General features: G+C 71.9%; 17 protein-coding genes. 6 read left to right on the forward strand and 11 right to left on the reverse strand.

What is annotated here, in order from left to right; all coding sequences use genetic code 11:
* Positions 1–67 precede the first annotated feature (67 nt).
* Together N1028_RS05675 and N1028_RS05680 are read left to right on the forward strand one after the other, a co-directional pair.
* Positions 68–529, forward strand: a complete 462-nt coding sequence (locus tag N1028_RS05675) for a Fur family transcriptional regulator (protein ID WP_259525853.1) — start codon at positions 68–70, stop codon at positions 527–529.
* Positions 526–2,055, forward strand: coding sequence for a catalase (locus N1028_RS05680; protein ID WP_310795577.1), 1,530 nt, complete (start codon positions 526–528; stop codon positions 2,053–2,055). The genes N1028_RS05675 and N1028_RS05680 overlap by 4 nt, the downstream gene beginning before the upstream one ends.
* Positions 2,056–2,126: 71 nt before the next feature.
* Here N1028_RS05680 and N1028_RS05685 read toward each other — a convergent pair whose 3' ends face one another.
* Positions 2,127–3,161 carry a PHP domain-containing protein gene (locus N1028_RS05685; protein WP_259525854.1) on the reverse strand — a complete coding sequence of 345 codons (1,035 nt, stop codon included), beginning with the start codon at positions 3,159–3,161 and terminating at the stop codon, positions 2,127–2,129.
* An 84-nt stretch (positions 3,162–3,245) separates the two neighbouring features.
* Here N1028_RS05685 and N1028_RS05690 point away from each other — a divergent pair, with 84 nt between their 5' ends.
* The 3 genes from N1028_RS05690 to N1028_RS05700 are packed head-to-tail and all read left to right on the forward strand — an operon-like array spanning position 3,246 to position 5,273.
* Positions 3,246–4,559 (forward strand): cell wall-binding repeat-containing protein, encoded by a 1,314-nt coding sequence (locus N1028_RS05690; RefSeq protein WP_259525855.1) that lies wholly within the window; start codon positions 3,246–3,248, stop codon positions 4,557–4,559.
* Positions 4,560–4,568: 9 nt separating this feature from the next.
* The gene (locus N1028_RS05695) at positions 4,569–4,850 is read left to right on the forward strand and encodes a PadR family transcriptional regulator (RefSeq protein WP_259525856.1); all 282 of its coding nucleotides are present in this window, start codon (positions 4,569–4,571) and stop codon (positions 4,848–4,850) included.
* A gap of 9 nt (positions 4,851–4,859) precedes the next feature.
* Positions 4,860–5,273 (forward strand): VOC family protein, encoded by a 414-nt coding sequence (locus N1028_RS05700; RefSeq protein ID WP_259525857.1) that lies wholly within the window; start codon positions 4,860–4,862, stop codon positions 5,271–5,273.
* Positions 5,274–5,318: 45 nt separating this feature from the next.
* Here the strand turns inward: N1028_RS05700 and N1028_RS05705 are convergent, their stop codons facing one another.
* The 3 genes from N1028_RS05705 to N1028_RS05715 all read right to left on the reverse strand — a co-directional run bounded on the left by N1028_RS05705 (position 5,319) and on the right by N1028_RS05715 (position 10,279).
* On the reverse strand, positions 5,319–6,191 hold the full coding sequence (locus N1028_RS05705) for a VOC family protein (RefSeq protein WP_259525858.1): 873 nt from the start codon (positions 6,189–6,191) through the stop codon (positions 5,319–5,321).
* A 26-nt stretch (positions 6,192–6,217) separates the two neighbouring features.
* Entirely contained in the window at positions 6,218–8,437 is a 2,220-nt protein-coding gene (locus tag N1028_RS05710; protein WP_259525859.1) for a S8 family serine peptidase, read from the reverse strand.
* Positions 8,438–8,545: 108 nt separating this feature from the next.
* Entirely contained in the window at positions 8,546–10,279 is a 1,734-nt protein-coding gene (locus N1028_RS05715) for an L-aspartate oxidase (protein WP_259525860.1), read from the reverse strand.
* Between the two features lie 76 nt (positions 10,280–10,355).
* Here N1028_RS05715 and N1028_RS05720 point away from each other — a divergent pair, with 76 nt between their 5' ends.
* Complete coding sequence (locus tag N1028_RS05720; protein ID WP_375163435.1) at positions 10,356–11,288, forward strand: LysR family transcriptional regulator; 933 nt, start codon at positions 10,356–10,358, stop codon at positions 11,286–11,288.
* A gap of 138 nt (positions 11,289–11,426) precedes the next feature.
* Here the strand turns inward: N1028_RS05720 and N1028_RS05725 are convergent, their stop codons facing one another.
* The 7 genes from N1028_RS05725 to N1028_RS05755 form a co-directional block, all read right to left on the reverse strand.
* Positions 11,427–13,688 (reverse strand): cell wall-binding repeat-containing protein, encoded by a 2,262-nt coding sequence (locus tag N1028_RS05725; protein ID WP_259525862.1) that lies wholly within the window; start codon positions 13,686–13,688, stop codon positions 11,427–11,429.
* A gap of 107 nt (positions 13,689–13,795) precedes the next feature.
* The gene (locus tag N1028_RS05730; RefSeq protein ID WP_259525863.1) at positions 13,796–16,777 is read right to left on the reverse strand and encodes a fibronectin type III domain-containing protein; all 2,982 of its coding nucleotides are present in this window, start codon (positions 16,775–16,777) and stop codon (positions 13,796–13,798) included.
* Complete coding sequence (locus N1028_RS05735) at positions 16,734–17,693, reverse strand: hypothetical protein (RefSeq protein ID WP_259525864.1); 960 nt, start codon at positions 17,691–17,693, stop codon at positions 16,734–16,736. The genes N1028_RS05730 and N1028_RS05735 overlap by 44 nt, the downstream gene beginning before the upstream one ends.
* A complete protein-coding gene (locus N1028_RS05740) occupies positions 17,690–18,550 on the reverse strand; it encodes a heme ABC transporter ATP-binding protein (RefSeq protein WP_259525865.1) in 861 nt (286 codons plus the stop codon). The genes N1028_RS05735 and N1028_RS05740 overlap by 4 nt, the downstream gene beginning before the upstream one ends.
* Positions 18,547–19,596: a FecCD family ABC transporter permease gene (locus N1028_RS05745; RefSeq protein WP_375163436.1), complete on the reverse strand. Its 1,050-nt coding sequence runs from the start codon at positions 19,594–19,596 to the stop codon at positions 18,547–18,549. Before N1028_RS05745 ends, N1028_RS05740 begins: the two co-directional genes overlap by 4 nt.
* A 152-nt stretch (positions 19,597–19,748) precedes the next feature.
* A complete protein-coding gene (locus tag N1028_RS05750) occupies positions 19,749–20,897 on the reverse strand; it encodes a heme/hemin ABC transporter substrate-binding protein (protein ID WP_259525866.1) in 1,149 nt (382 codons plus the stop codon).
* Between the two features lie 108 nt (positions 20,898–21,005).
* Positions 21,006–21,989 (reverse strand): DsbA family protein, encoded by a 984-nt coding sequence (locus N1028_RS05755; protein WP_259525867.1) that lies wholly within the window; start codon positions 21,987–21,989, stop codon positions 21,006–21,008.
* Positions 21,990–22,037 lie beyond the last annotated feature (48 nt).

Below are 22,037 nucleotides of genomic sequence, written 5' to 3' on the forward strand. Positions count from 1 at the left end.
CCGGGTGGACACGCGCGGGAAGCGCTCTATTTATGAATTGTTCATAATTAGCGGCTACGGTCGTCGTATGACCGAATCACTCGAGGCGCGCATCCGGGATGCGGGTCTGCGGGTGACCGGTCAGCGACTGGCCGTGCTCGAGGCCCTCGAAGGGCTGCCCCATTCCGACGCCGACACGGTGCATCGCCGTGTCGCGCCGGCGCTCCCGGGGTTCTCGCTGCAGGCCACCTACGTCGTGCTGAACGCGCTCACCGCGGCGGGGCTCCTCCGCCGCATCGAGCCCGCCGGCTCCCCCGCCCTCTACGAGCGCCGCATCGGCGACAACCACCACCACGTGGTGTGCACCGGATGCGGGGCGGTGGAGGACGTCGACTGCGTGCACGGGGCGGCTCCCTGCCTCACGCCGTCGTCGACGGGGGGCTTCGCCGTCAGCTCGGCCGAGGTGACCTTCTGGGGCCTGTGCCCAGCGTGCCAGTCGCAGTCCGCCGCAGGATTCCCTGCAGAACATACGAAACCGGAGATGTCTTGACCGACCCCACCACCCCTGTGCCCGCCAGCACCGTGCCCGTCACCACCACCAACTCGGGTGCCCCCGTCGCGAGCGACGACCACTCGCAGAGCGTCGGCGCCGACGGCCCGGTCGTGCTGCACGACCACTACCTGGTCGAGAAGCTCGCCCAGTTCAACCGCGAGCGGGTGCCGGAGCGCGTGGTGCACGCGAAGGGCGGCGGCGCGTTCGGCGTGTTCGAGACCACCGGCGACGTCTCGGCCTACACCCGGGCCTCGCTCTTCCAGCCCGGTGCCACCACCGAGATGCTCGCGCGCTTCTCCACCGTGGCCGGCGAGCAGGGCTCGCCCGACACCTGGCGCGACCCGCGCGGCTTCGCGCTGAAGTTCTACACCGACGAGGGCAACTACGACCTCGTGGGCAACAACACCCCGGTGTTCTTCATCCGCGACGGCATCAAGTTCCCCGACTTCATCCGCTCGCAGAAGCGCCTGCCGGGCTCGCACCTCCGCGACCACAACATGCAGTGGGACTTCTGGACCCTCTCGCCCGAGTCGGCCCACCAGGTGACGTGGCTGATGGGCGACCGCGGCCTCCCGGCATCCTGGCGCCACATGGACGGCTTCGGCTCGCACACCTACCAGTGGATCAACGCCGCCGGTGAGCGCTTCTGGGTCAAGTACCACTTCAAGACCGACCAGGGCATCGAGATCCTCTCGCAGGCCGCGGCCGACCAGATCGCCGGTGAGGACGCCGACTTCCACATCCGCGACCTCTCCGAGGCGATCGACCGCGAGGAGTTCCCGTCGTGGACCCTCTCGGTGCAGATCATGCCCTACGCGGATGCGGCGACCTACCGCTTCAACCCGTTCGACCTCACGAAGGTCTGGCCGCACGGCGACTACCCGCTGCACGAGGTGGGCACCATGACGCTCAACCGCAACCCGGCGAACTACTTCGCCGAGATCGAGCAGGCCACCTTCGCGCCCTCGAACTTCGTGCCCGGCATCGCCGCGTCGCCCGACAAGATGCTGCTCGCGCGCATCTTCAGCTACGCGGATGCGCACCGCTACCGCGTGGGCACCAACCACGCCGAGCTGCCGGTGAACGCGCCGCACTCGCCCGTGCACTCGTACTCGAAGGACGGCGCCATGCGGCACGGCTTCGCCGACCCGCAGCGCCCGGTCTACGCACCGAACTCCTACGGCGGACCGGCGGCCTCGCCCGCTGCCCACGGCAACGACTCGGGCTGGGAGTCGGACGGCGCCCTCGTGCGCTCGGCCGCCACCCTGCACCCGGAGGACGACGACTTCGGCCAGGCGGGCACGCTCGTGCGCGAGGTGCTCGACGACGCGGCGCGAGCCCGGCTCGTCGCGAACATCGCGGGCCACGTCTCGAAGGTCACGATCCCGGAGCTCCGCGAGCGCGTGCTCGCCTACTGGGCCGCCGTCGACGTCACGCTCTCCCAGCGCGTCGCCGCAGCTCTCGAGCCCTCGGCCCCCGGCGCGAACGTGGCCCCCGAGGAAGTGGGCATCGGTCAGGCGTAGCCGACCCGTGTAACTACCGAAATGCGTGGGAGCGACCGCCTATACGGGGTCGGTCCCACGCATTTCTGTCGTTAGACGTCGGAGAGCCACTCCTGAAGGCGGGGGAGCGGCCAGGTGGTGAGGATGCGCTCGGCGGGGATGCCCGCGGCCTCGGCCCGGGCGGCGCCCAGCGGGAGGAAGCCCTGGTGGCCGGGGGCGTGCGCGTCGGAGTCGATCGAGAAGAGGCAGCCGGCGTCGCGGGCCAGCGCGAGCAGGTCGTCGGGCGGATCCTGGCGCTCGGGGCGGGAGTTGATCTCGACCGCCACGCCGTGCTCCGCGCAGGCGGCGAACACCGCCTCGGCGTCGAACTCCGAGGGCGGGCGGGTGCCGCGGGAGCCCTGCACGAGGCGGCCGGTGCAGTGGCCCAGGATGTTCGTGCGCGGGTTCTCGATGGCGGAGAGCATGCGCTTCGTCATGGTCGCTCGGTCGGCGCGGAGCTTGGAGTGCACACTCGCCACCACGACGTCGAGGCGGTCGAGCAGGGCGGGCTCCTGATCGAGCGAGCCGTCTTCGAGGATGTCGACCTCGATGCCGGCGAGCAGGTGGGGAGCGCCCGGCTCCTCGGCCTGCCCGCGCCGCAGCGCGTCGATCTCGTCGAGCTGCTCGGCGAGGCGCTCGGCGGTGAGGCCGTTGGCGATCTTCAGGTCCGGTGAATGATCGGTGACGGCGAGGTAGTCGCGGCCGAGCGAACGCGCGGCCTCGAGCATCACGCTGAGCGGAGTGGTGCCGTCGGACCACTCGGTGTGGGTGTGCAGGTCACCGCGGAGAGCGGCGGCGAGGCCGTGCAGATCGTCGCCCGGGCCTGAACCGGGCTCGGCGCGGTCGCGGATCTTCTGCAGGTAGTCGGGCACCGCGCCGTCGGCGGCCTGCCGGATGACGAGGTAGGTGGAATCGCCGATGCCCTTCGTGCGCTTCAGTCGCCCATCGGCGATCCGCGCCTCCAGCTCGTGGGCACCCTGGCCATCGATCACCCCGGCAGCACGCCGGAACGCCTTCACCTTGAACGAGGGGGCGAGCTCCCGCTCGAGGCGGAACGCGATCTCGGCGAGGGCCTGCTGCGGCGTCATCCCTCCAGTCTGCACCGGGCGGGCTGCGGGGCGATGCTGCATGATTAGATGAGCAATCATCACCGATTCACGAAGGAGTGCATCATGCGAAGGAAATCGAATGGTCTGCCACCCGGCCGTCTCGCTCGTGCGGTAGCTGCTGCTGGGTCGATCGCCCTCACGGCAGGAGCAGTGCTCGTGCCGAGCGCGGCCCAGGCCGCGGAGCCGATCGCCACGGACGACAGCTACCTGATCAGCGCCGACACGTTCTTCTCCACGGCGGTCGGAGCGGGGCTGCTGGCGAACGACCTGGGGATCGACCTGTCGGCACTCGCCGTGGTGCAGACGGGGCCGGCGCACGGCGCGTTGTCGCCCATCGGAGCGGGCGGATCGTTCACGTATCAGCCCGATGCCGGGTTCGTCGGAGTGGACGTGTTCACGTACTGCCTCAAACTGCTGCCCGGCACGCCGTGCCTCGGTGCGAGCGCCACGGTGACACTGCAGGTCGACGGGGTGATCGAGCGCATCGGGGGTGCCGACCGGTACGCGGTCTCCGCAGCGGTGTCGGCGCAGAAGTTCCCCACGGGGGTCGACGTGGCTTACGTGGCCTCCGGGGCGGTGTTCCCCGATGCGCTGTCGGCCTCGGCTGCTGCCGGAGACGGCGGCGGGCCGGTGCTGCTCGTCACCAAGGACTCCGTGCCGGGAGCCGTGGCGGCCGAGCTCGAGCGCCTCGATCCGAAGCGGATCGTGGTGACCGGTGGCACCGACACCGTCTCCGCAGTGGTCCAGACGGCGCTCGCCGCGTATTCCCCGGTGGTCGCGCGCATCGGTGGCGCCGATCGCTATGCGGTCTCCGCGGCGATCTCGGCCGGCGCGTTCGACCCGAAGCGGCCTGTGGTCTACGTGGCCTCCGGAGGCGTGTTCCCCGACGCGCTGTCGGGCTCCGCGGCGGCCGGCGCGAAGGGTGGGCCCGTGCTGCTGGTGAGGAAGGATGCGATCCCCGGCGAGGTGAAGTCCGAGCTCGATCGCCTCGATCCGGCGACCATCGTCGTGCTCGGCGGCACCAGCACGGTGGCGCAGAGCGTGGAGGCCGAGTTGCGTTCGATGGCGCCGACCACCCGCATCGAGGGCGCCGATCGCTATGCCGTCTCGGCGAGCATCACCGCCACCTACTTCGGGTCGCCCGACACCCGCACGGTGTACGTGGCCTCGGGGCAGGTGTTCCCGGATGCGCTGTCCGGGTCGGCGGCTGCGATCCGCAACGGCGCCCCGGTGCTCCTCGTGCAGAAGGACGGTGTCCCCTCGCTCGTCGCACTCGAGCTCGACCGGCTGAAGCCTTCGCGCGTCGTGGTGCTCGGCGGCCCGGACACCGTGTCGGAGGCGACCTACCGGGAGCTCGCCGAGCGCTCTCGCGGCTAGATTGGGGGCATGGAACCGCTGCAGCGGGTGACCGCACCCACCGTCGACGTGCTGTCGATCCTCCTCGAGAGCGCGGGACCGGTGTTCGGGCTCGAGATCATGAAGCGGTCGGGGCGGCCCTCCGGCACCGTCTACCCCATCCTCGAGCGGCTCGAGCGACAGGGGTGGATCTCCTCGGAGTGGGAGGAGCACACCGACACGCAACTGCGCCGGCGTCGCGTCTACACCTTCACGCCCGAGGGTGCTGTCGCGGCGCGCGAGGTGGTGGCACGGGCGCAGGGAGCGTCGTAGGGTGTGCGCATGATCGGATCGCTCGACGTCGTCGTCCTGGACTGCCCCGACCCGGCCGCGCTGGCCGGGTTCTACGCCGAGGTGCTCGGCATGCGAATCGTGCCCGACGACGAGGGGCCCGGCGACGGAGGCGAGGATGACGCAGCCGAGGCCGGCGACGGCATCGACTGGGTGGAGATCGGGCGTCCTGGCGCAGATTCCGTGCTCGCCTTCCAGCGGGTCGCCGACTACACGCCGCCCGAGTGGCCGGGCCAGCGGGTGCCGCAGCAGCTGCACCTCGACATCAGGGTCGACGACCTCGACACCGGCGAGGCGGCGCTGCTCGCGCTCGGAGCGACCGCCACGGGAGAGGGCGAGGAGACGTTCCGGGTGTACCTCGATCCGGCCGGGCATCCGTTCTGCCTGGTCTCGTCCGCCGACTGAGACCGGTCAGCCGGCGCGGGTGACGTCATCCTGGGCGCCGTGCCGTCAGGCGGCGGCGGGCCGCAGCAGGATCGTGTTGTCCCACGGATCGGCCACGGTCACCGTGCGGCCGTCGTCGCGGGTCTGCAGGCCGTGATGCCGTAGGCGCTCGTGCGTGGCGCCGAGCGACTCGGCATCCGGGAGCACGATCTCGACCTGGCCGAGCCCGAGGGTGGGCTGCCGTCGGCCGGCGCCCGCGGAGTTCCAGACGTTCATGGCCATGTGGTGGTGGTATCCGCCGGCGCTCACGAAGAGCGCGCTCGGGCCGAACGCGGTCGTGACCTCGAAGCCGAGCTTGTCGACGTAGAAGTCGCGGGCCTCGGGCACGTCGCCGACCGAGAGGTGCACGTGCCCGATCGACGCGCCGCCCACCCGCGGGTCGGCGACCACGGCCTCGGTGAGGTGCTCCTGGAGGAAGGCGTTCGGGTCGAGGTAGAGGGTCGACATCTCGAGCTGCCCGTGGGTCCAGCTCCAGGTGCTGCGGTCGCGGTCCCAGTAGAGCTCGACCCCGTTGCCCTCGGGGTCGGTGAAGTAGAAGGCCTTCGAGACGAGGTGGTCGGAGGAGCCGGTGAAGGAGTTCGGGAAGCGCTGGGCCACGGAGTACACCGATGCTGCGAGGGCCTCCTCGGTCTCGAACACGATGGCGGTGTGGAACAGACCCGCCTCGCGAGGCCCCGGATTCCTCAGCTCGGGGGCGTGCTCCAGCACCATCGACGGCACGCCGCCGCGGCCGAGCACGGCGAGACCGCCCTGCTGCGAGATCACGTCGAGCGCCACGGCGTCGCGGTAGTAGGCCACCATGCGGTCGAGGTCGCCGACGCGGAGCGTGACGGCCCCCATGGTGGTGGCGGGGGCGAGGAGGTCGGCTGCGTTCGTCATGCCGGTTACAACACTTGTAGGAACAACTAAATTCCCGACGAGACCCGCCGCCGGTGACGGCGCAGCCCCAGCACGCCGGCGAGCAGCGCGAGCGAGCCCAGCGCCGTGACCGAGGTCGCGGTGACGGCGAGCTGCACGGCCTGGACGGTCTCGACCCCCGTGGCCGCGAGAGCGGCGGGCACCGGAGCCGGGGCCGGCGCCGGGGTGGGCGCGGGCACGGGTGCAGCCGGGAGCGCCTCGAGTGCGGCGAGCGCGTCGAGGAGGCCGGTTCCGTGCACGTCGGCAGCGGTGAGGTTGAGATAGGGGTTCGTCATGGCCGAGGTGGTGCCCTTCAGAGCGGCCTTCACCTCGTCGGCGCTCGACTGCGGCGAGTGCTGCAGCGCGAGGGCGGCCACGCCCGCGGCGTTCGGAGACGCGGCCGAGGTGCCGGAGAAGCGGTAGGCGCCGTCGGGCCCGGCGGGAGCGGCGAAGAACGACGTCTGCGCCGCGTCGAGCGACGTGAGGTCGGGCTTCGCGCGCGTCGCCGGCTCGGGGAGCGGGAGCGACGGGCTGCCGTCGGTCTGCACCGCGCCGAACAGGTGCTTCACCGGGCCGACCGAGGAGAATCCCTCAGCGATCGTGGGGGTGCGGTAGTCGGCCGCCCCGATCGAGAGCACGTTCTCGTCGGCGGTGTGCCCGAAGATGTTCGGCCCGACCGTCACACCCTCACCCGAGATGTAGTGCTCGAGACCCTGCACGGTGCCCGATTCGTCTTCGGTGAACACGAACTTGAAGCCAGGGGTGATGGCCGCGCGGTCGGTGAGCTCGCGCACCACGACCACGCCATAGAGGCCGGCAGCCGGGAGCGCGCCGCTGAACGCGGCGGACGGGATGGTGCTGTCGGGCTGCTGGCCGAGCACCTCGAAGGCTCCGGCGGCCGTGACGAGGCCCGGCCGGATGCGTGCGGTCACGCCGTTCACGGGCTCGGCCCAGTTGAGCACCATCGAGAACTCCCCCCGGCCGTTGTTCTCGGCGAGGATGCCGTTCGTGGCGTCGGGCTCTGCGGCGCTGCCGAAGTTGTGGCAGTCGACGGCCACGGGTGCCGCGGCGACGACGACGGCCTCGGGGCAGGCCATCGGCACGAAGGCGTCGGCCGCCCAGCCGCCGATGGCGTGCCCGGCCGAGGGGTTGCCCACCCAGCCGTACTCGTTGTAGTTGTCGGCGGCCGAGATGTAGAGCACGCCGTGCTCGGTGGCGTAGTCGATGGCGAGGCCGAGCTCACCCGACTGGTACATCGGCTCGACGGTGGTGTAGTTCACGTCGTCGACGATCACGTCGGCACCGGCATCCGTGAGCTGCACGATGCTCGCGGCGAAACCGCTCACGCTGGGCTCCGCCGTGGAGAAGAGGATGCGCGCACCGGGTGCGACGCCGTGCAGGAGCTGGGCCATGGCGCGGCCCTCGTCGGTGCCGCCCGCGGCGTCGTTCAGCACCACGACCGGCTCGGTGAACCCGCAGGGGTTGCCAGGTCCGGGGAGCACGCCGAGCGCGACGTCCTGCGCCGCGGTGGTCACCGGCTTCGCGGAGGTGTCGAAGGAGTCCGAGATGACACCGACGGTGACGCCGGTGCCGTCGACACCGAAACGGGCGCGCGCCTCGTCGGAATGCAGCACCGGGTCGACGTCGACCGGGATGCTGCGGCACGAGGCGTCGGGCGCGGCGGCGGCTGATGCTCCGGATGACGGGGATCCGGCCTGCGCCGTGGCGAGAACGGCGCCGCTCGCCCCCACGGAGGGGGCGAGGTCCGTGGCGATCGATGTGACGCCGGGCACCGCCGCGAGCGCGGCGAGGTCGGCGGGCGTGATCCAGACGGTCACCCGGGGCAGCACCGGTGAGACCGCGGCGACCTCGCCGAGCCCGGCCAAGGCGGCGAGCTGCGCGGCATCCGGAGCGGCGGCGAAGGTGGCGGTGACGCTCACACGCTCGGCCTCGTCGACCTGCAGGCTGCCGGCGCCCTCTGCGGCCACCGCGAGGGCTGCGGCGGTCTCGGGCGAGGAGGGTGCAGAGGCGGTGGCGGCGAGCACCTCGAGTTGAGGCGACAGGACAGCGGGGGCGGTGCCCGGATCTGCGGGGGCGGCGCCCGGATCGGCGGAACCGGCCGGTGCGGGCAGCTCGGTCGCGGCCGCCCCGGAGGCGGCGGCGGAAGCACCGAGCAGCAGCCCCGCGAGCGCGATGGCGGCCGGCATGGTCAGAAGGCGTGATCGCACGGAACAACTCCCCGAAGTCGTTGGCAGAGGCGCCTCGCTCGGCGCCACCTCCGACTCTAGGGCCGTGCCCGAGCGCTCGAGCGCCCGGGCACGGGGAACCCCGTCGGGCTACTCGAGGAGTTTGCCGACCGTGGCGACGTCGCGCATGAGGGCCGCGATGTCGTCGGGGATCGCGGGGATGCTCTCGCGCGTGATGCCGCCGGAGGGGCTCCAGACGAGGTTGACCTGCAGCGACTCGTCGAGCTCGGGGTAGTCGCTGCGGTTGTGACAGCCCCGGGACTCGCGCCGCTCGATCGCGGCCTCGAGGGTGGCGCGGGCTGCGAGGGCAGCCGACTTGAGATCGAAGGCGTGCGCCAGATCCTGGTAGCCGGCGATGTCGGGGTGCACGCCGATGTCGGCGATCCGTGCCTCGATGGCGTCGAGCTCGGCGAGCCCGGCCAGGAGTCCCTCCTCCGAGCGCACCACGCCGGCATGCTCCGTCATGGTGTTGCGGATGGCGCGCTGCAGCGCCCGCACGTTCTCGTCGCCGTCGGCCGCCAGCAGCGCCGCGATCTCGTCGCGCGCCACTCCGACCGCCGCGGCGGAGCGCTTCTGCGCCGGAAGGGAGGCCGAGTACGAGGCCGCCGCCTGCCCCACGATCCGCCCGAAGACGAGCAGTTCGATGAGCGAGTTGCCGCCCAGCCGGTTCGCGCCGTGCAGGCCCGACGAGGCCTCGCCGATCGCGTAGAGGCCCGGCACGTCGGTGCCGTGGTCCTCCGGCCGCACCCACACGCCGCCCATGGAGTAGTGCGCGGTGGGCGCGATCTCGATCGGCTCCTTCGTGATGTCGAGCATCTGCAGCTCGAGCATCGTCTGGTAGACCCGCGGCAGGCGGGTCATGATCGTCTCGCGCGGCAGGTGCGAGACGTCGAGCCAGACACCGCCGTTCGGTGTGCCGCGCCCCTCTTTGATCTCGGTGTAGGCCGCGAGGGCCACCCGGTCGCGGGTCGACAGCTCCATGCGCTCGGGGTCGTAGCGCTCCATGAAGCGCTCGCCGAGGCCGTTGCGCAGGATGCCGCCCTCGCCGCGCGCCGCCTCGGAGATGAGGGTGCCGGCGGCGTTCTCGGGCTCGATGATGCCGGAGGGGTGGAACTGCACGAGCTCGGGGTCGCGGAGCCGCCCACCGGCCTCGACGGCCAGGCGGAACGAGTCGCCCGTGTTCTCGTCGCGTCGCGAGGAGGTGCGGCGCCAGATGCGGTTGTGGCCGCCGGCGGCGAGGATGACGGCGTCGGCGTGGATGAGGTAGCGCGTGCCGTCTTCGAGGTCGAAGCCGTAGGCGCCGAAGACCGCGCCGTCGTCGTTCACGAGGATGCGCGTGACGTAGACCGTGTCGAGGATCGGGATCTCGAGCTGGGCGGCGCGGTTGACCAGGGTGCGCTGGATCTCGAGCCCCGTGTAGTCGCCCGCGAAGGCGGTGCGGCGGTAGGTGTGGGCGCCGAAGAAGCGCTGCGAGATGCGGCCGTCCTCCTCGCGGGCGAACGGCATGCCGTAGCGCTCGAGATCCTGGATGCCGCGGGCGGCGCCCTCGGTCACGATCTGGACGGTGTGCGGGTTGGCGAGCAGGTAGCTCTCTTTGAGGGTGTCTGCGGCGTGCTGCTGCCAGCTGTCGTCGGGGTCCATCGTGGAGAGGGCGGCGTTGATGCCGCCGGCGGCGAGCGAGGTGTGCGCATCGCTCTTGGCGCGCTTGCCGAGGGCCAGCACGTCGACCCCGGCCTCGGCGAGCTCGATGGCTGCGCGCAGGCCCGATCCGCCGGTGCCGATCACGAGCACAGTGGTGGAGATCTGTCGTTCGGAGGAAGTCATGCTTCGACGCTATGCCTCGCCGTGAGATTACTCCAATGCATATATCTGCTCAGCGCGATGCGCATAGGCTATGAAGATGAACCTCGAGCAGCTCCGCAGTTTCGTGGAGGTCGCCCGCCTCGGCCACTTCACCCAGGCCGCCGAACAGCTGCACCTGGCCCAGCCCTCGCTCAGCCGGCAGATCGCATCGCTCGAGCAGGATCTGGGCGCGGAGCTGTTCCACCGCGCCCGCGGGGGCAGCACGCTCACCACCGCGGGGGAGTCGCTGCTGCCGCTCGCCCGGCGCATGCTCGCCGACGCGGAGTCGGTGCGGCGCGAGCTCGCCGAGCTCGCCGGGCTCGAACGCGGTCGCGTGCGGCTCGGCGCCACGCCGACGCTGTGCATCAGTCTCGTGGCCGAGGTGCTGAGCGCTTTCCATGCCGAGCATCCGGCCATCGAGCTGCACCTCTCGGAGCACGGCTCCCGCCGGCTGCTCGACGAGCTCGAGAGCGGTGAGCTCGACCTCGCGCTCATCACCACCTCCGACGCGGGATCGGCCGAGCGCTTCCGGGTGACGCCGCTGCTCGAGGAGGAGCTCGTGGTGATCTCGTCGGCGGCCGCGCCGGCGGTGACCCGAGGGGCGAGCATCCGGCTGCGGGAGGTGGCCCGGCTGCCCCAGATCGTGTTCAGCTCGAGCTACGACCTCCGCAGCGCGACCGACGCCGCCTTCGCCGCAGCGGGACTCGAGCCCGAGGTGGTGCTCGAGGGGGCCGAGATGGATGCCGTGCTGCGCTTCGTGGAGCGTGGCCTCGGCGTGGCGATCGTGCCCGCGATGGTGCTCATCGACCGGCCGGGGCTCCGCTCGGTGCGGCTCGAGGGGCCCGTGCTCACGAGGTCGATCTCGCTCGCGCGGCCGCGCGACGTGGCGCCGACGAGCGCCGTGGAGGTCATGCAGCAGACGATCGCCGACACGGCGGCGGCGTTCGCCTCCCGGGCAGGCGCGTCGATGCGCTCGGTGAGGGGGGCCTGACGCGGGTCGGGGAGTGATCCACTTCCTCGACTTGACAGTAGATGCGCCGAAAGCCGTCGACTTGGCACATCTTGTGTCAAGTCGACGGCTTCCAGCCCGGCGCGCCCGTGGGGGACGCGCGCTAGGCGCTCAGGATGCTCAGAACGCGCAGGCGGTGAGCGACTGCACGGCGGGGCTCAGCGAGGCGGTGCCGCCGAGCAGGGTGACCCGGTCCGGAGCGAACGTGCCGATGTCCTGGATGACGCCGGTCGGCACGCAGCCGGCCGGGACCACGTACAGCGGCGCATCCTTCGACGCGGCCAGCACGGCGCCCGCGAGGGCGTCCGGGAACTTCAGGCCGGTGGCGATGAACACGTCGTCGGCCGCGGTGAACGCGTCGCGGTTGATCGCGATCGACGCCTGGTAGCGGTCGGCGCCGGAGAGGCGGGTGACAGGGGCCACGCTCGCGAGCGAGGTCGCGATGCCGGCCGAGACCGAGGCCGGCCCGCCGGCGATCTTGACCTTCTTCACGCCGAGGTCGGTGAGCAGCGCCTTCGTGGCGGCATCCGCGGTGCCGGCCTTGCCGTAGACGAGCACGACGGGGTAGCCGTTCGAACCGGCGGCGGCGCTCGCCGAGAGCGCATCCGGGAAGTTCGTGCCTGTGGCGACGTAGGCGGTGGTCGCGCCCCCTCCGAAGGCGTAGTCGGCGACCGACTGCGAGACCGCGTAGCGGTCGGCGCCGTCGATGCGCACGGCCTCATCGGTGGCGATCGCGTCGATCTGGTCGAACACGGCCGGCTGGATCGACTTCGGTCCGCCGACGACCACGACGGTCTTCGGCTTCAGGCGCTCGAGCTCGGCCTTCACCACGGGGAGCAGGCGGTCGCTCGTGGTCAGCAGCAGCGGGGCGCTGTCGCCCGCCGCGGCCGGGGCGGCGCTCAGGGCGTCGGTGAATGTGCTGCCGTTGGCGAGGTAGACCACGTCGGAGGTCGTGGGGTGCGACTTCTGGGCGATCTTCACGGCGACGTCGTAGCGGTCGGCGCCCTCGATGCGGGTGGGGACGGCCGCGCCGAACGAGATCGGGGTGTAGGTCTCGAAGGGGGCGTAGACGGCGCCGCTGCCCGGGTAGGTGTAGATGCCGTAGTTGCCGTCGGCGAGGGCTCCCTCGAAGTCCTTCTCGACGGTGATGTCCACCTGGAACGAGCCGTCGGCGTCGATGGCGACGGCGCCTGCTGCGGCCCCGCCGACCGTGGCGACATCAGCGGCCTCGAGGATCCACTTGGTGTCGGCCGTGGTGCGCGATGCGCGGGGCGCGCCTTCTGAGGGCTTCCAGACATCCGCGAAGCTGCCGAACGCCACGTAGGCGCCGCCGAACTTTCCGGCGAGCGGCGGGCGGGTGCCCGAGGTCGCCGGGGCGTTCGGCGAGAAGCCGGTGCCCGTGACGGTGACCACGTCGGTGTCGGGGTTCAGGCCCTCGGTCTTCGAGACCGAGACGACCGGCGTCGCCACGGGGGCGCTGTAGGTCGCGGACAGCGGCAGGGCAGGCTTGGCGACGTCCGTGGAACCGCCGCTCGAGTACCAGTAGGACGACTGACCGGTGAGGCCCTGGAAATCGACGAAGCTCTGCGGAAAGGCGCCGGCGACCAGGCCGGTGCGGACCTGGGGGGTGCCACCCTCGGGTGCGTCGATCTCGACGCCGAGGTAGTCGGGTGTCACGACGAAGCCGGACTCGGTGACGTCGACGCTCTGCAGGTCGGCGATCGTCACGACAGTGTCGGGGAGCGGCACGTACAGGGTGGGGTCGTTCATGTCGGAGCCGAAGCCGCTCACGGTGGCAGTGACCGATCCGGAACCGTTGGCCACCTCGAGGACGGGGTCACTGACGTAGAACTGGGTCATTCCGCTGTACAGCGCGACGGTGAAGTCGCCGTCCCAGCTGATCTCAGCAGAATCGTTCTCAGCGTCCACGGTGCCGGTACCGGCGGCGATCGTCACGCGATTCGCGCTGTAGCGCCCGCCGGTCGGCGAGGTGATCGGGGTGCCAGTCGCATCGGTCGTCAGTCCACCCCAGGTCGAGGTGGCGTACGAGCCATCGGCCTGCTGCTTCTGGATGACGACGTTGCCGTCTGTCGCCTTCCAGTCCGCCTGGACGATGGTGTCAGCGGCGGAGGTCTTGGCGATCTTGCCTGCGCCCAGGAGGTTGAACGTGCCGGGGGCGAACGCCCGGTTGCCCACCTCGTTCGAGACGCCCCACTGGAACACGGCGTCCTTGACGATGCCGACGGCTGCGAGGGGCTCCGTCTCGGCGGGGGCGGTGGTGGCCGACGCCGGGAGGGCGGTGAGGGCTGAGAAGGCGACGGCGGCGGTCAGGCCGGTCGCGAGGGCGGCGGCTGCGCGCCCTCTGCTGGGTGAACTGTGCACGGATGCTCCGAGTCTGAGAAGCGGCCCGGAGACGTGCCGGACCACGGGAGATTGACAGGAATGAGGTAAGCCTAGCCTTAATAAGGACAGCCTTGCCTAATAAATGTCTATCGAGTTCGCCCCAGCACCACCAGGCCGCCGCCCACCCCGGCGATCAGGATCACGAGTCCGAGCACCGCGAGCAGGGTCAGGAAGAGCAGCTGCTCTGTCAGGCTCAGCCCGCCGAACAGCCCCGCCTGCTCCACGATCACGACGGAGGAGGAGGCTGAGGCGGTGTCGGCGCCCACGTTCGACGCGGCAAGGGCGGTGGTGGCGGCCAGCGGAGCCAGACGCGTGCGCACGGGAGGCAGGAGCGCCACCGGCGTGCGTGGGCTCGCCTTCTCCGTGACCGGTGCCTCGGAGGTGGGCGGCACGAAGGTCGACGCGTCGTAGCCGACGACGGCTGCCGTGGCGGGCTTGGCGCCGTCGGCGATACCCCCGCTGGAGTACCAGTAGGCGGCCTGGCCGGTCTCCATCTGGAACTCCACGAAGCTCTGCGGGAAGGATCCCCAGTCGGGCCCCGAGGTCGTCTGCGGGGTCTGGCCCGCCGGCAGGGCAGCCCGCACGCCGCGGTAGTCGGGGTTCACGGTGAAGCCGTCGGCTCCCACCTGCACGCCCGAGAAGGTCGCGAGGGTGACCGAGCGCTCGGGCAGCGGCTGCCACTTGGTGAGGTCGTCCATGTCGGTGCCGAAACCGCCGGTGGTGGCGGTGAGGGTGCCCACGCCGTTCTCCACGGTGAGCACGGGGTTCGAGAGGTACCAGAAGGTCATCCCGCCGTAGTACGCCACGGTCACATCGCCCTGCCAGCGGAGCGTCGCGCTGCCCGTGGCCCGATCGACCTCTCCGGTGCCGCCCGACATCACGAACTGGTTGCCGCCGTAGGGCGAGCTCGTGCCGGAGGTGAGGGTCTCGCCGTCGCGGTCGAGGCAGCGCGTGGCGAAGCTCGCCTGCACGAACCGGCCCGAGGCATCCGGTTTCTCGATGGTGACGTTGCCGGCCCTCGAGGAGTACTGCGCCTCGGTGAAGATGACCGAGCCGCCCGGATCGGGGGTGCGCCCGGCCGAGAGGTAGTTGCAGCCGCCGAAGTAGGCGCCGTTGTTCGCCTCGTCGTTCAGGCCCCAGCGGAGCACCGCGTTCTCGAGCGCGATCTTATCGGCGACGACCGGGGTGATGGTGACCGAGACGGCGGTGGCGGCACCTCCGGCCGGCACCGGATCGCCGTCGAGCTCGGCATCGGTCACGAAGAGCACGCGGTGCACGCCGGGGGTCAGGCCGGCCGTGGGCAGCGAGACGGTTGTGCCGGTGCCGGTCGCTGCTGTCGAAACGGATGCGGCGAAGGTCGCCGAGCCGTACCACCAGGCCTCGCCCGACTGAGCGGAGGTCCACGGAACGGTGACGACGACGTCCTCGCCCTGCTCCGCGGTGTAGCCGGAGGCCGGTGTGGCGTCGGCGACGGAGCCCTCGGCCACGGCCGCGTCGAGGGCGGCGCGATCGGCGTAGGCGGGCGGGCGGCTGCCGGCGGGCGATCCGGCAGGCAGGGCCACGGCGGGGCTGTAGTCGGAGAGCTCACCCGTGCCGACGGCGTTGACCGCCGCGACGCGCACCGAGTAGACCGCCTCGGGGCTGAGGCCGGCGAAGCGGGCCGAGGGCCCCGCGTCGCCGCCGGGCGCCACGACAGCGCTCTGCACGAGACCGCGCCCCGCCTGGTGCAGTTCAACCCGGTAGCCGGTGATCGATGAACCACCGGTGAACCGGCCGGTGGTGGGGACCCCCTGCCAGGTGAGGGTGCGGGCCGTCTCGGCCACGGGCGCGGCGGGCGGCGCGGTCCACTCCGTGAGCGGAGCGCGGGTGCCGGTGGTCTCTGCCGGATAGTCGGTCATCCAGCCGGGCACCGAGCTCACGAAGGAGGAGGGGCGGAAGCGCTTCTGCCCGTCGACGACGTCGTAGGCGACCACGGCGGCGAGGTAGCGACTCGAGCCCTGGAGTTCGTCGATGACGGCTCGCGTGGTCGATCCGACATCGAACGTGACGGCGATGTAGGAGTTGGCGTTGGGCGCGGCGAGGTCGTGGCGGCGCTCGAGCACGCGGAGCAGGTAACCGGCGGGAGCCGGGGCGCTCTCGGTGGAGGAGGCGGTCCACTCGGCGGTGAAGCCGCGGGCGGTGGGAGCCGACAGCACGGGCACGCCGGCGCGCGCCGTGCCGAGCACTCCGGTGCTCGAGGAGGGGAGGCCGAGCGGTTCGCTGACGAGCGGATCGGGGAGGGCACGTGCGCCGTCGAGGAGCGTGATGCGGGCGGTCACCGAGGAGGCGCCGAATGCGACGCCCTCCACGCGGTGGCGGGTGGTGCTCGCGGGCACCTCGACGCGCGCGATGAGGTTGCTCGCGTTCGTCACGGCCCGGCCGGAGAAGAGCTCCACGCGGTAGCCGACTGCGGTCGCCGTGCCGGCGGGGGGCGCCCACGCGATGTCGACGGCGTAGTCGATGCGGGCGGGATCGGTCTGCAGCAGCACCTGCCCGGCGGCAGGAGAGGTGGTGGCCGCCCAGGTGGAGGCGGGCAGCGGGGTCGGATCGACGGGGGTGGGCGCGGCGGTGGGGGTGGGCGCCGGGGTCGCGGTGGGTGCCGGGGTCGGGGTCGGCGTCGACGTGGGAGCCGGCGTCGACGTGGGCTCGGGGGTGGGATCCGGTTCGGTCGTGGGGGCCGGGGACGGCTCGGGGTCGGCGGAGGGGGGATCGGCCGTGGGCTCGGGCTCGGTCGTCGGTGCAGGTGCAGGTGCAGGTGCAGGTGCGGGCTCGGGGTCCGGTGCGGGATCGGGCTCCGGAGACGGCTCGACCTGCTCGGAGACCGGATCGGGCGTCGTCGCGGAGCCCGTGACGGGGGCAGGCGCGGGCTCGATCGCGGATGCGGCAGCTGAGGCGGTCGAGGCCGCCAGGGGTGCCAGTAGCGTGAAGGCGACGGCCGACGCGAGCGCCACCGCCAGCAGTGCGCGCGGCCGACGGCGCGACCTGTCACGCATGGCCACCGGCCGCACCAGCGCTGGCAGCACCGGCACCGGCAGCACCCGTCCCTGCGGCAGCGCTCCGCTTGCGCGACGACAGCACGGCCCAGACGAGGAACCCGATCGCGGCGACCGCCAGCACCCCCACTCCCACGACGGCGCCGAGCAGGATCGGCACGAGGTCGCCGGAGTCGTCGACGGCGGCGGGCGCGGCGATGATCGTGGTGGTCACGGGCCCGGGCGCGGCCTCCTCTGTGGTGACTCCCTCGGCGCCCCCTTCGCCCGCGGGTGGGGTCGTGGCGGCGGGCGCGGCGGCAGCGGCGGCCTCGGCGGCGGCAGCGGCGGCCGCGTCGTCCGAGTACAGGTCCCGGAACGAGATCGGTGTGAAGCTCTCGTTGCTCGGGTTCACCACGCCGTGGGCGCCGATCGTGATGATGCCGCAGGTCACCTGCAGGCAGTCGACGGTGGTGACGTTGCCGTCGCGGTCGTACGACTCGAAGCTCGAGCCGGGGATGCGCATGGTCGCCGACCAGTTGCCGTCGGCGTTCACCTCGCCGCCGTTCGCGGCGTACTCGGTGGAGGAGCCCGGGAAGCTCACGAACAGCTGGTACCCCACGGGATTCGCCTCGTCGTCGTAGACGTAGCGGTAGTCGGTGCCGGTGGAGCCGCCCTGACTGGGGGCCCACGATCCGCCGTCGACCCAGCCGAAGAACACGTAGATGCCGCCGAAGCCGTTGGGGATCGACTGGAAGCCCGTGCCCGTTGCGGTGATCTCGGTGAGGTAGTTCGGGTCGGCCACGCCCACGAGGTCGGGGCGGTCCTTCACCGTGATGTCGACCGATCCTGCCGCGTGCGCCGGAGCCGCCGCACCGCCGAGGGCCGCGGTGACCACGGCGGCGGCGAGTGCGAGGCCCGCGGCGAACGCTCGGAGGCCTCGGGGGTGGTTCGAAGCGTGGGCACGGGCGGTCATGTCGTCTCCTCGAGAGAATCGGCGGGGATCAGGATGGGGGAGGCGTCGTGCCTCTGCGGCAGCACGAGCGCGGTGCCGGTGACGGGGTGCCGCATCACCTCCACGGGCAGCTCGTAGACCTCGCTCAGGAGCGGCGCGGTGAGCACCTCGTCGGGTGAGCCGTCGGTCACCACGCGGCCGCCGGCGATGAGCACGATGCGGTCGGCGTAGGCGGCCGCGAGGCTGAGATCGTGCAGCACCACGACCACGCAGTCGCCCGCCCTGGCGCGGTCGCGAGCGATCCGCAGCACGTCCTCCTGGTGGCGCAGGTCGAGGGCGGCGGTGGGCTCGTCGAGCAGCAGGATGCCGGTCTGCTGGGCCAGGATGCGCGCGAGCGACGCGCGCGCCCGCTCCCCGCCCGAGAGCGAGGGCAGGGGGCGCTCGCGGAAGCGCTGCATCCCGGTGAGCTCGATCGACTCCGCCACCACGGCCTCGTCGTCGGCCTCGCGCGGCGTGCGCTGCCAGGGCGCGCGGCCCATCTCGACGACCTCGCGCACGGTGAACGGGAAGAACACGCCGTTCTGCTGCAGCAGCACCGCGCGGCGGCGGCCGAGCTCCCTGAGGCTCCAGGCGCCGAGCGCGCGGCCGTCGATCTCGACCGTGCCCTCGGTCACGGCCTGGTCGCCCGTGACCACCGAGAGCAGCGTCGACTTGCCGGCGCCGTTCGGGCCGATGAGCGCCACCACCTCGCCGGGGGAGGCCTCGAACGAGACGTCCTGCAGGATGCGCGTGCCGTCGATCGTGACACCCGCGCGCGTCACCCGCAGAGCGGGAGCGGCGGGGGGCGCCGGAGCGGCCGCCGATGCGGAAGCGCTCATCCCCAGCCTCCCGCCTTCTTGCGCGTGCGGCGGAGCAGCCAGAAGAAGAATGGCCCGCCGATGAGCGAGGTGAGCATGCCAATCGGCAGGTCGGCCATCGGCACCGCGGTGCGCGCCACGAGGTCGGCGGCCACGAGCAGCACCGATCCGCCGAGGGTCGAGGCGATCAGGAGCGGCAGGTGCTTGGGTCCGATGATCATGCGCATGAGGTGCGGGATGACGAGGCCGACGAACGCGATGATGCCGCAGAATGCCACCGCGGCCGCTACGAGCAGCGCCACGACCACGATCGAGACGATGCGCAGGAGCTCCACGTTCACGCCGAGGTGCCTCGCGGGCTTCTCGCCGAGCGAGAGCAGGTCGTAGCGGCGCGAGAGCGCGAATGCCACGATGAGCCCCACGACCACCACCGGGAGGACCACGAACACGTCGGGCCAGCGCGATCCGTTGAGGCTGCCGAGCTGCCAGAACACGATCGCCTCGCGCGACTGCGTGTCGGCGAGGAACATGAACAGCGCGAGGCCCGCTCCCGCGAACGCGTTGACCGCGATGCCCACGAGCACGAGCGTCACGACCTCGGTCTTGCCGTTGGCGCGCGAGACACCGTAGACGAGCAGGGTGGCGGCGAGACCGGCCACGAAGGCGCTCGCCGCGATCGACCAGTCGCCGAGGAACGTGGCACCGAACACGATGGCGGCCGAGGCGCCGAGGGCCGCTCCCGAGCTCACGCCGACGACGCCGGGCTCGGCGAGCGGATTGCCGAAGATGGCCTGCATCACCATGCCGGCCGCGGCGAGCGCGGCACCCACGAGGATCGCCATGGCCACGCGCGGGAAGCGGATGGTCCAGAGCGCGCTGTCGCCGTTCGGATGCTCCGGCAGCGGGAACCAGGTGATGCCCACCTTCTGCAGGATCGAGCCGAGCACCTCCGCGGGGGCGACGCCGAGCTGGCCCGTGCCCGCCGCCACGAGCGAGATCGCCACGAGCGCGACCGCGAGCGAGACGAAGAGGATGGCCTTCCGGCCCGGCCCGCTGCGCTTCGGCAGCGGATCGACGCTCGACTCGAGACCCGGCTCGAGACCGCGCCCGCGGCCTGACCCGAGACCGGCCCCGGGGCCCGCGTCGAGACCGGCCTCACGAGCTGCGTCGAGGCCTGCCTCGGGGCGGCGGGCGTCGGGGCGGCCCGGCTTGGTCGAGGTCACTCGGCCGCCGCCTCGGAGGCCGAGCCGGAGGCATCCGGAGCGTAGATCGCGCGGGCGAGCGCGTCGAGCACGCCGGGGGTGCGGGGGCCGAAGCTCAGGATCTCGTAGTCGCTCATGTCGACGATGCGCCGGTTCTGGCCCGCCGGCGTCTCGGCCACGGCCGGGATGCGCTCGAGCAGCCCGTCGACGCCGTCGACCGACTCCAGCCCCTTCGTCATCATGAGGATGAGGTCGGGCTGGGCCTTCACGAGAGCCTCGGCGGTCATCGGGCGCATGCCCTTCCAGCCGATCTCGCCCGCCACGTCGATGCCGCCGAGCGCTTCGATCAGGGTGTCGGCGCCCGACTCGTCGCCGAAGATGTAGTACACGCCGGCGTTGCCGCGCACGTAGAGGAAGAGGATGCGCGGACGGTCGGCCGGATCCTCGGGGGTCACCGAGGCGATCGTGGCGATCTCCTCGTCGATGGCGGCGTCGACCCGCTCCACGAGAGCCTCGCCGGCGGCCGGGACGCCGAGGCCTGCGGCCACCATGCCGGCGATCTCGCCGAAGTTCTCGAGGTTGCGGTCGGGGGTCACCACGATCACGGGGATGCCGGCCTCGCGCATCTGCAGCACCACGTCCCACGGGCCGATCGAGGAGTCGGTGATGATGACGGTCGGGGCGAGCTCGAGCATGGCCTCGCCGTTCAGCTCGTGCCCGTTCTGCGTGACGAGCGGCAGCTCCTCGGCGCCCGCGAAGCTCGTGGAGGTGTCGCGGCCCACGACGCTGTCGCCGAGCCCGAGACCGAACACCGTGGCGGCGAGCGTGCCGTAGATGTCGAGCGCCAGGATGCGGCTCGTGTCGGTGACCGTGACCTCGGTGCCCTGGTTGTCGAGCACGGTGGCCGGCAGCGCGGGGGTGGCGTCGACGCCCGCGTCGGTGACCGGTTCGATGCCCGTGTCCTCGAGGCACGCGGTCGACTCGCCCACGTGGTTCTTGGGGTCGGCCGTCAGCTCGAGGCTCGTGAGCGGCACGTCGCTCGAGCGGCAGGAGCCCGCCGTCTCGGTCGACGACGCGGTGGCGGTGCAGGCGCCGAGCGCCACGACGGTGGCGGCCGCGAGGAGCAGCGCGAGGCCCGCGCGCAGACGTGAGGGGCGTGACGGCATCGAGGTTCCGAACTGGTGGGAGAGGGGGCCCGCGGACGAGCCGCGAACCCCCTGATCCTAGTTAGGTTAGGCTTACCTAGTCAACCTCGCGCCGCTGCGGCGCCCCCTCTACTCGGCGGGAGCCGTGGGGTTCGGCGTGGGCGGCGCGGTGGTGGCCGGCGGGGTGGTGGGCGTGGTGCCGTCGGTCGTTCCCTCTTCGGTGCCCTCGGCGGCTCCCGCCTCGGAGACCGCCGTGAACGTCTCGGTGATGAATGCGTTGAGCGCCTCCGCGTCGTCCAGCGGGCCGGTGTAGGCGGTGCCGGACACCACGAGGAGCGGCGCCGCGGTGAGCTCGGTGACGTCCGAGTTCGGGATCGACGCCTCGGCGCGGGCCGTCGCATCCGTCACCCAGTCGGAGAACTCGTTGCCCCGGATGCACGAGGCGATCTGCTCGTCGTCGAGCCCCGCATCCGCCACGAGCGTCACGAGCTCGTCGTTGCTGAGGCCGCCCTCGGGCAGGTCGGGCTGAGCGGCGATCAGCGCGTTGTGGATGACGAGCGTCGCATCCGGGACCCCGTTCGCCACGCACGCGATCGTGTTCGCGGCGCGCGCCGAGTAGCTGCCGGCACCGCCCTCGAGCGCCACGGGGTGCAGCTCGAGGCTCGCGTAGCCCGCGGTCACGAACGACTGCAGCGAGGCTCCGTTGGTGGTCTCGAAGGTGGCCACGTCGTCGCTGGCGTAGTCGACGTACTCGGTGAGCCGCAGCACGGTGTCGGTGGCGAGGTCCGAGGCCACGGGCTCGGCGCCGGGCTGGATGGCGGCCGTGGTGGTGGCCGTCACGGTCTCGCCGCTGCCGGTGAAGAGGATGCCGTCGCTCAGCATGTTGGCGGGCCCGGTGAAGCTCGAGCGCACCCCGTTGTAGATGCCGAAGCCGACGCCGCCGACCACGGCCACGATCGCCACCACCACCACGGTGCGGAAGAGGATGCGGTTGCGCTTCTTGCGCTTGCGCTCCTCCTCGCGCTGGATGCGGGCGAGCTCGCGGTTCAGAGCCTGGCGGTCCTTCTTCGAGAGGCCTTCGTACACGCTCTTGTCGGGCTGCGCGGGGCTCATGCCGGTGATACTCCTCGTGGTGGTGCCGGGCGAGTGCCCGGCGTAGCG

The sequence above is a fragment of the Herbiconiux oxytropis genome, assembly GCF_024979315.1.
Lineage (GTDB): Bacteria > Actinomycetota > Actinomycetes > Actinomycetales > Microbacteriaceae > Herbiconiux > Herbiconiux oxytropis.

What these genes read in the sequence shown, in the direction of transcription:
- N1028_RS05675 (WP_259525853.1), top strand. Translation starts at nt 68, where the DNA reads ATGACCGAATCACTCGAGGCGCGCATCCGGGATGCGGGTCTGCGGGTG.
- N1028_RS05685 (WP_259525854.1), bottom strand. Translation starts at nt 3,161, where the DNA reads ATGACGCCGCAGCAGGCCCTCGCCGAGATCGCGTTCCGCCTCGAGCGG.
- N1028_RS05690 (WP_259525855.1), top strand. Translation starts at nt 3,246, where the DNA reads ATGCGAAGGAAATCGAATGGTCTGCCACCCGGCCGTCTCGCTCGTGCG.
- N1028_RS05695 (WP_259525856.1), top strand. Translation starts at nt 4,569, where the DNA reads ATGGAACCGCTGCAGCGGGTGACCGCACCCACCGTCGACGTGCTGTCG.
- N1028_RS05700 (WP_259525857.1), top strand. Translation starts at nt 4,860, where the DNA reads ATGATCGGATCGCTCGACGTCGTCGTCCTGGACTGCCCCGACCCGGCC.
- N1028_RS05705 (WP_259525858.1), bottom strand. Translation starts at nt 6,191, where the DNA reads ATGACGAACGCAGCCGACCTCCTCGCCCCCGCCACCACCATGGGGGCC.
- N1028_RS05715 (WP_259525860.1), bottom strand. Translation starts at nt 10,279, where the DNA reads ATGACTTCCTCCGAACGACAGATCTCCACCACTGTGCTCGTGATCGGC.
- N1028_RS05720 (WP_375163435.1), top strand. Translation starts at nt 10,356, where the DNA reads ATGAACCTCGAGCAGCTCCGCAGTTTCGTGGAGGTCGCCCGCCTCGGC.
- N1028_RS05735 (WP_259525864.1), bottom strand. Translation starts at nt 17,693, where the DNA reads ATGACCGCCCGTGCCCACGCTTCGAACCACCCCCGAGGCCTCCGAGCG.
- N1028_RS05740 (WP_259525865.1), bottom strand. Translation starts at nt 18,550, where the DNA reads ATGAGCGCTTCCGCATCGGCGGCCGCTCCGGCGCCCCCCGCCGCTCCC.
- N1028_RS05750 (WP_259525866.1), bottom strand. Translation starts at nt 20,897, where the DNA reads ATGCCGTCACGCCCCTCACGTCTGCGCGCGGGCCTCGCGCTGCTCCTC.
- N1028_RS05755 (WP_259525867.1), bottom strand. Translation starts at nt 21,989, where the DNA reads ATGAGCCCCGCGCAGCCCGACAAGAGCGTGTACGAAGGCCTCTCGAAG.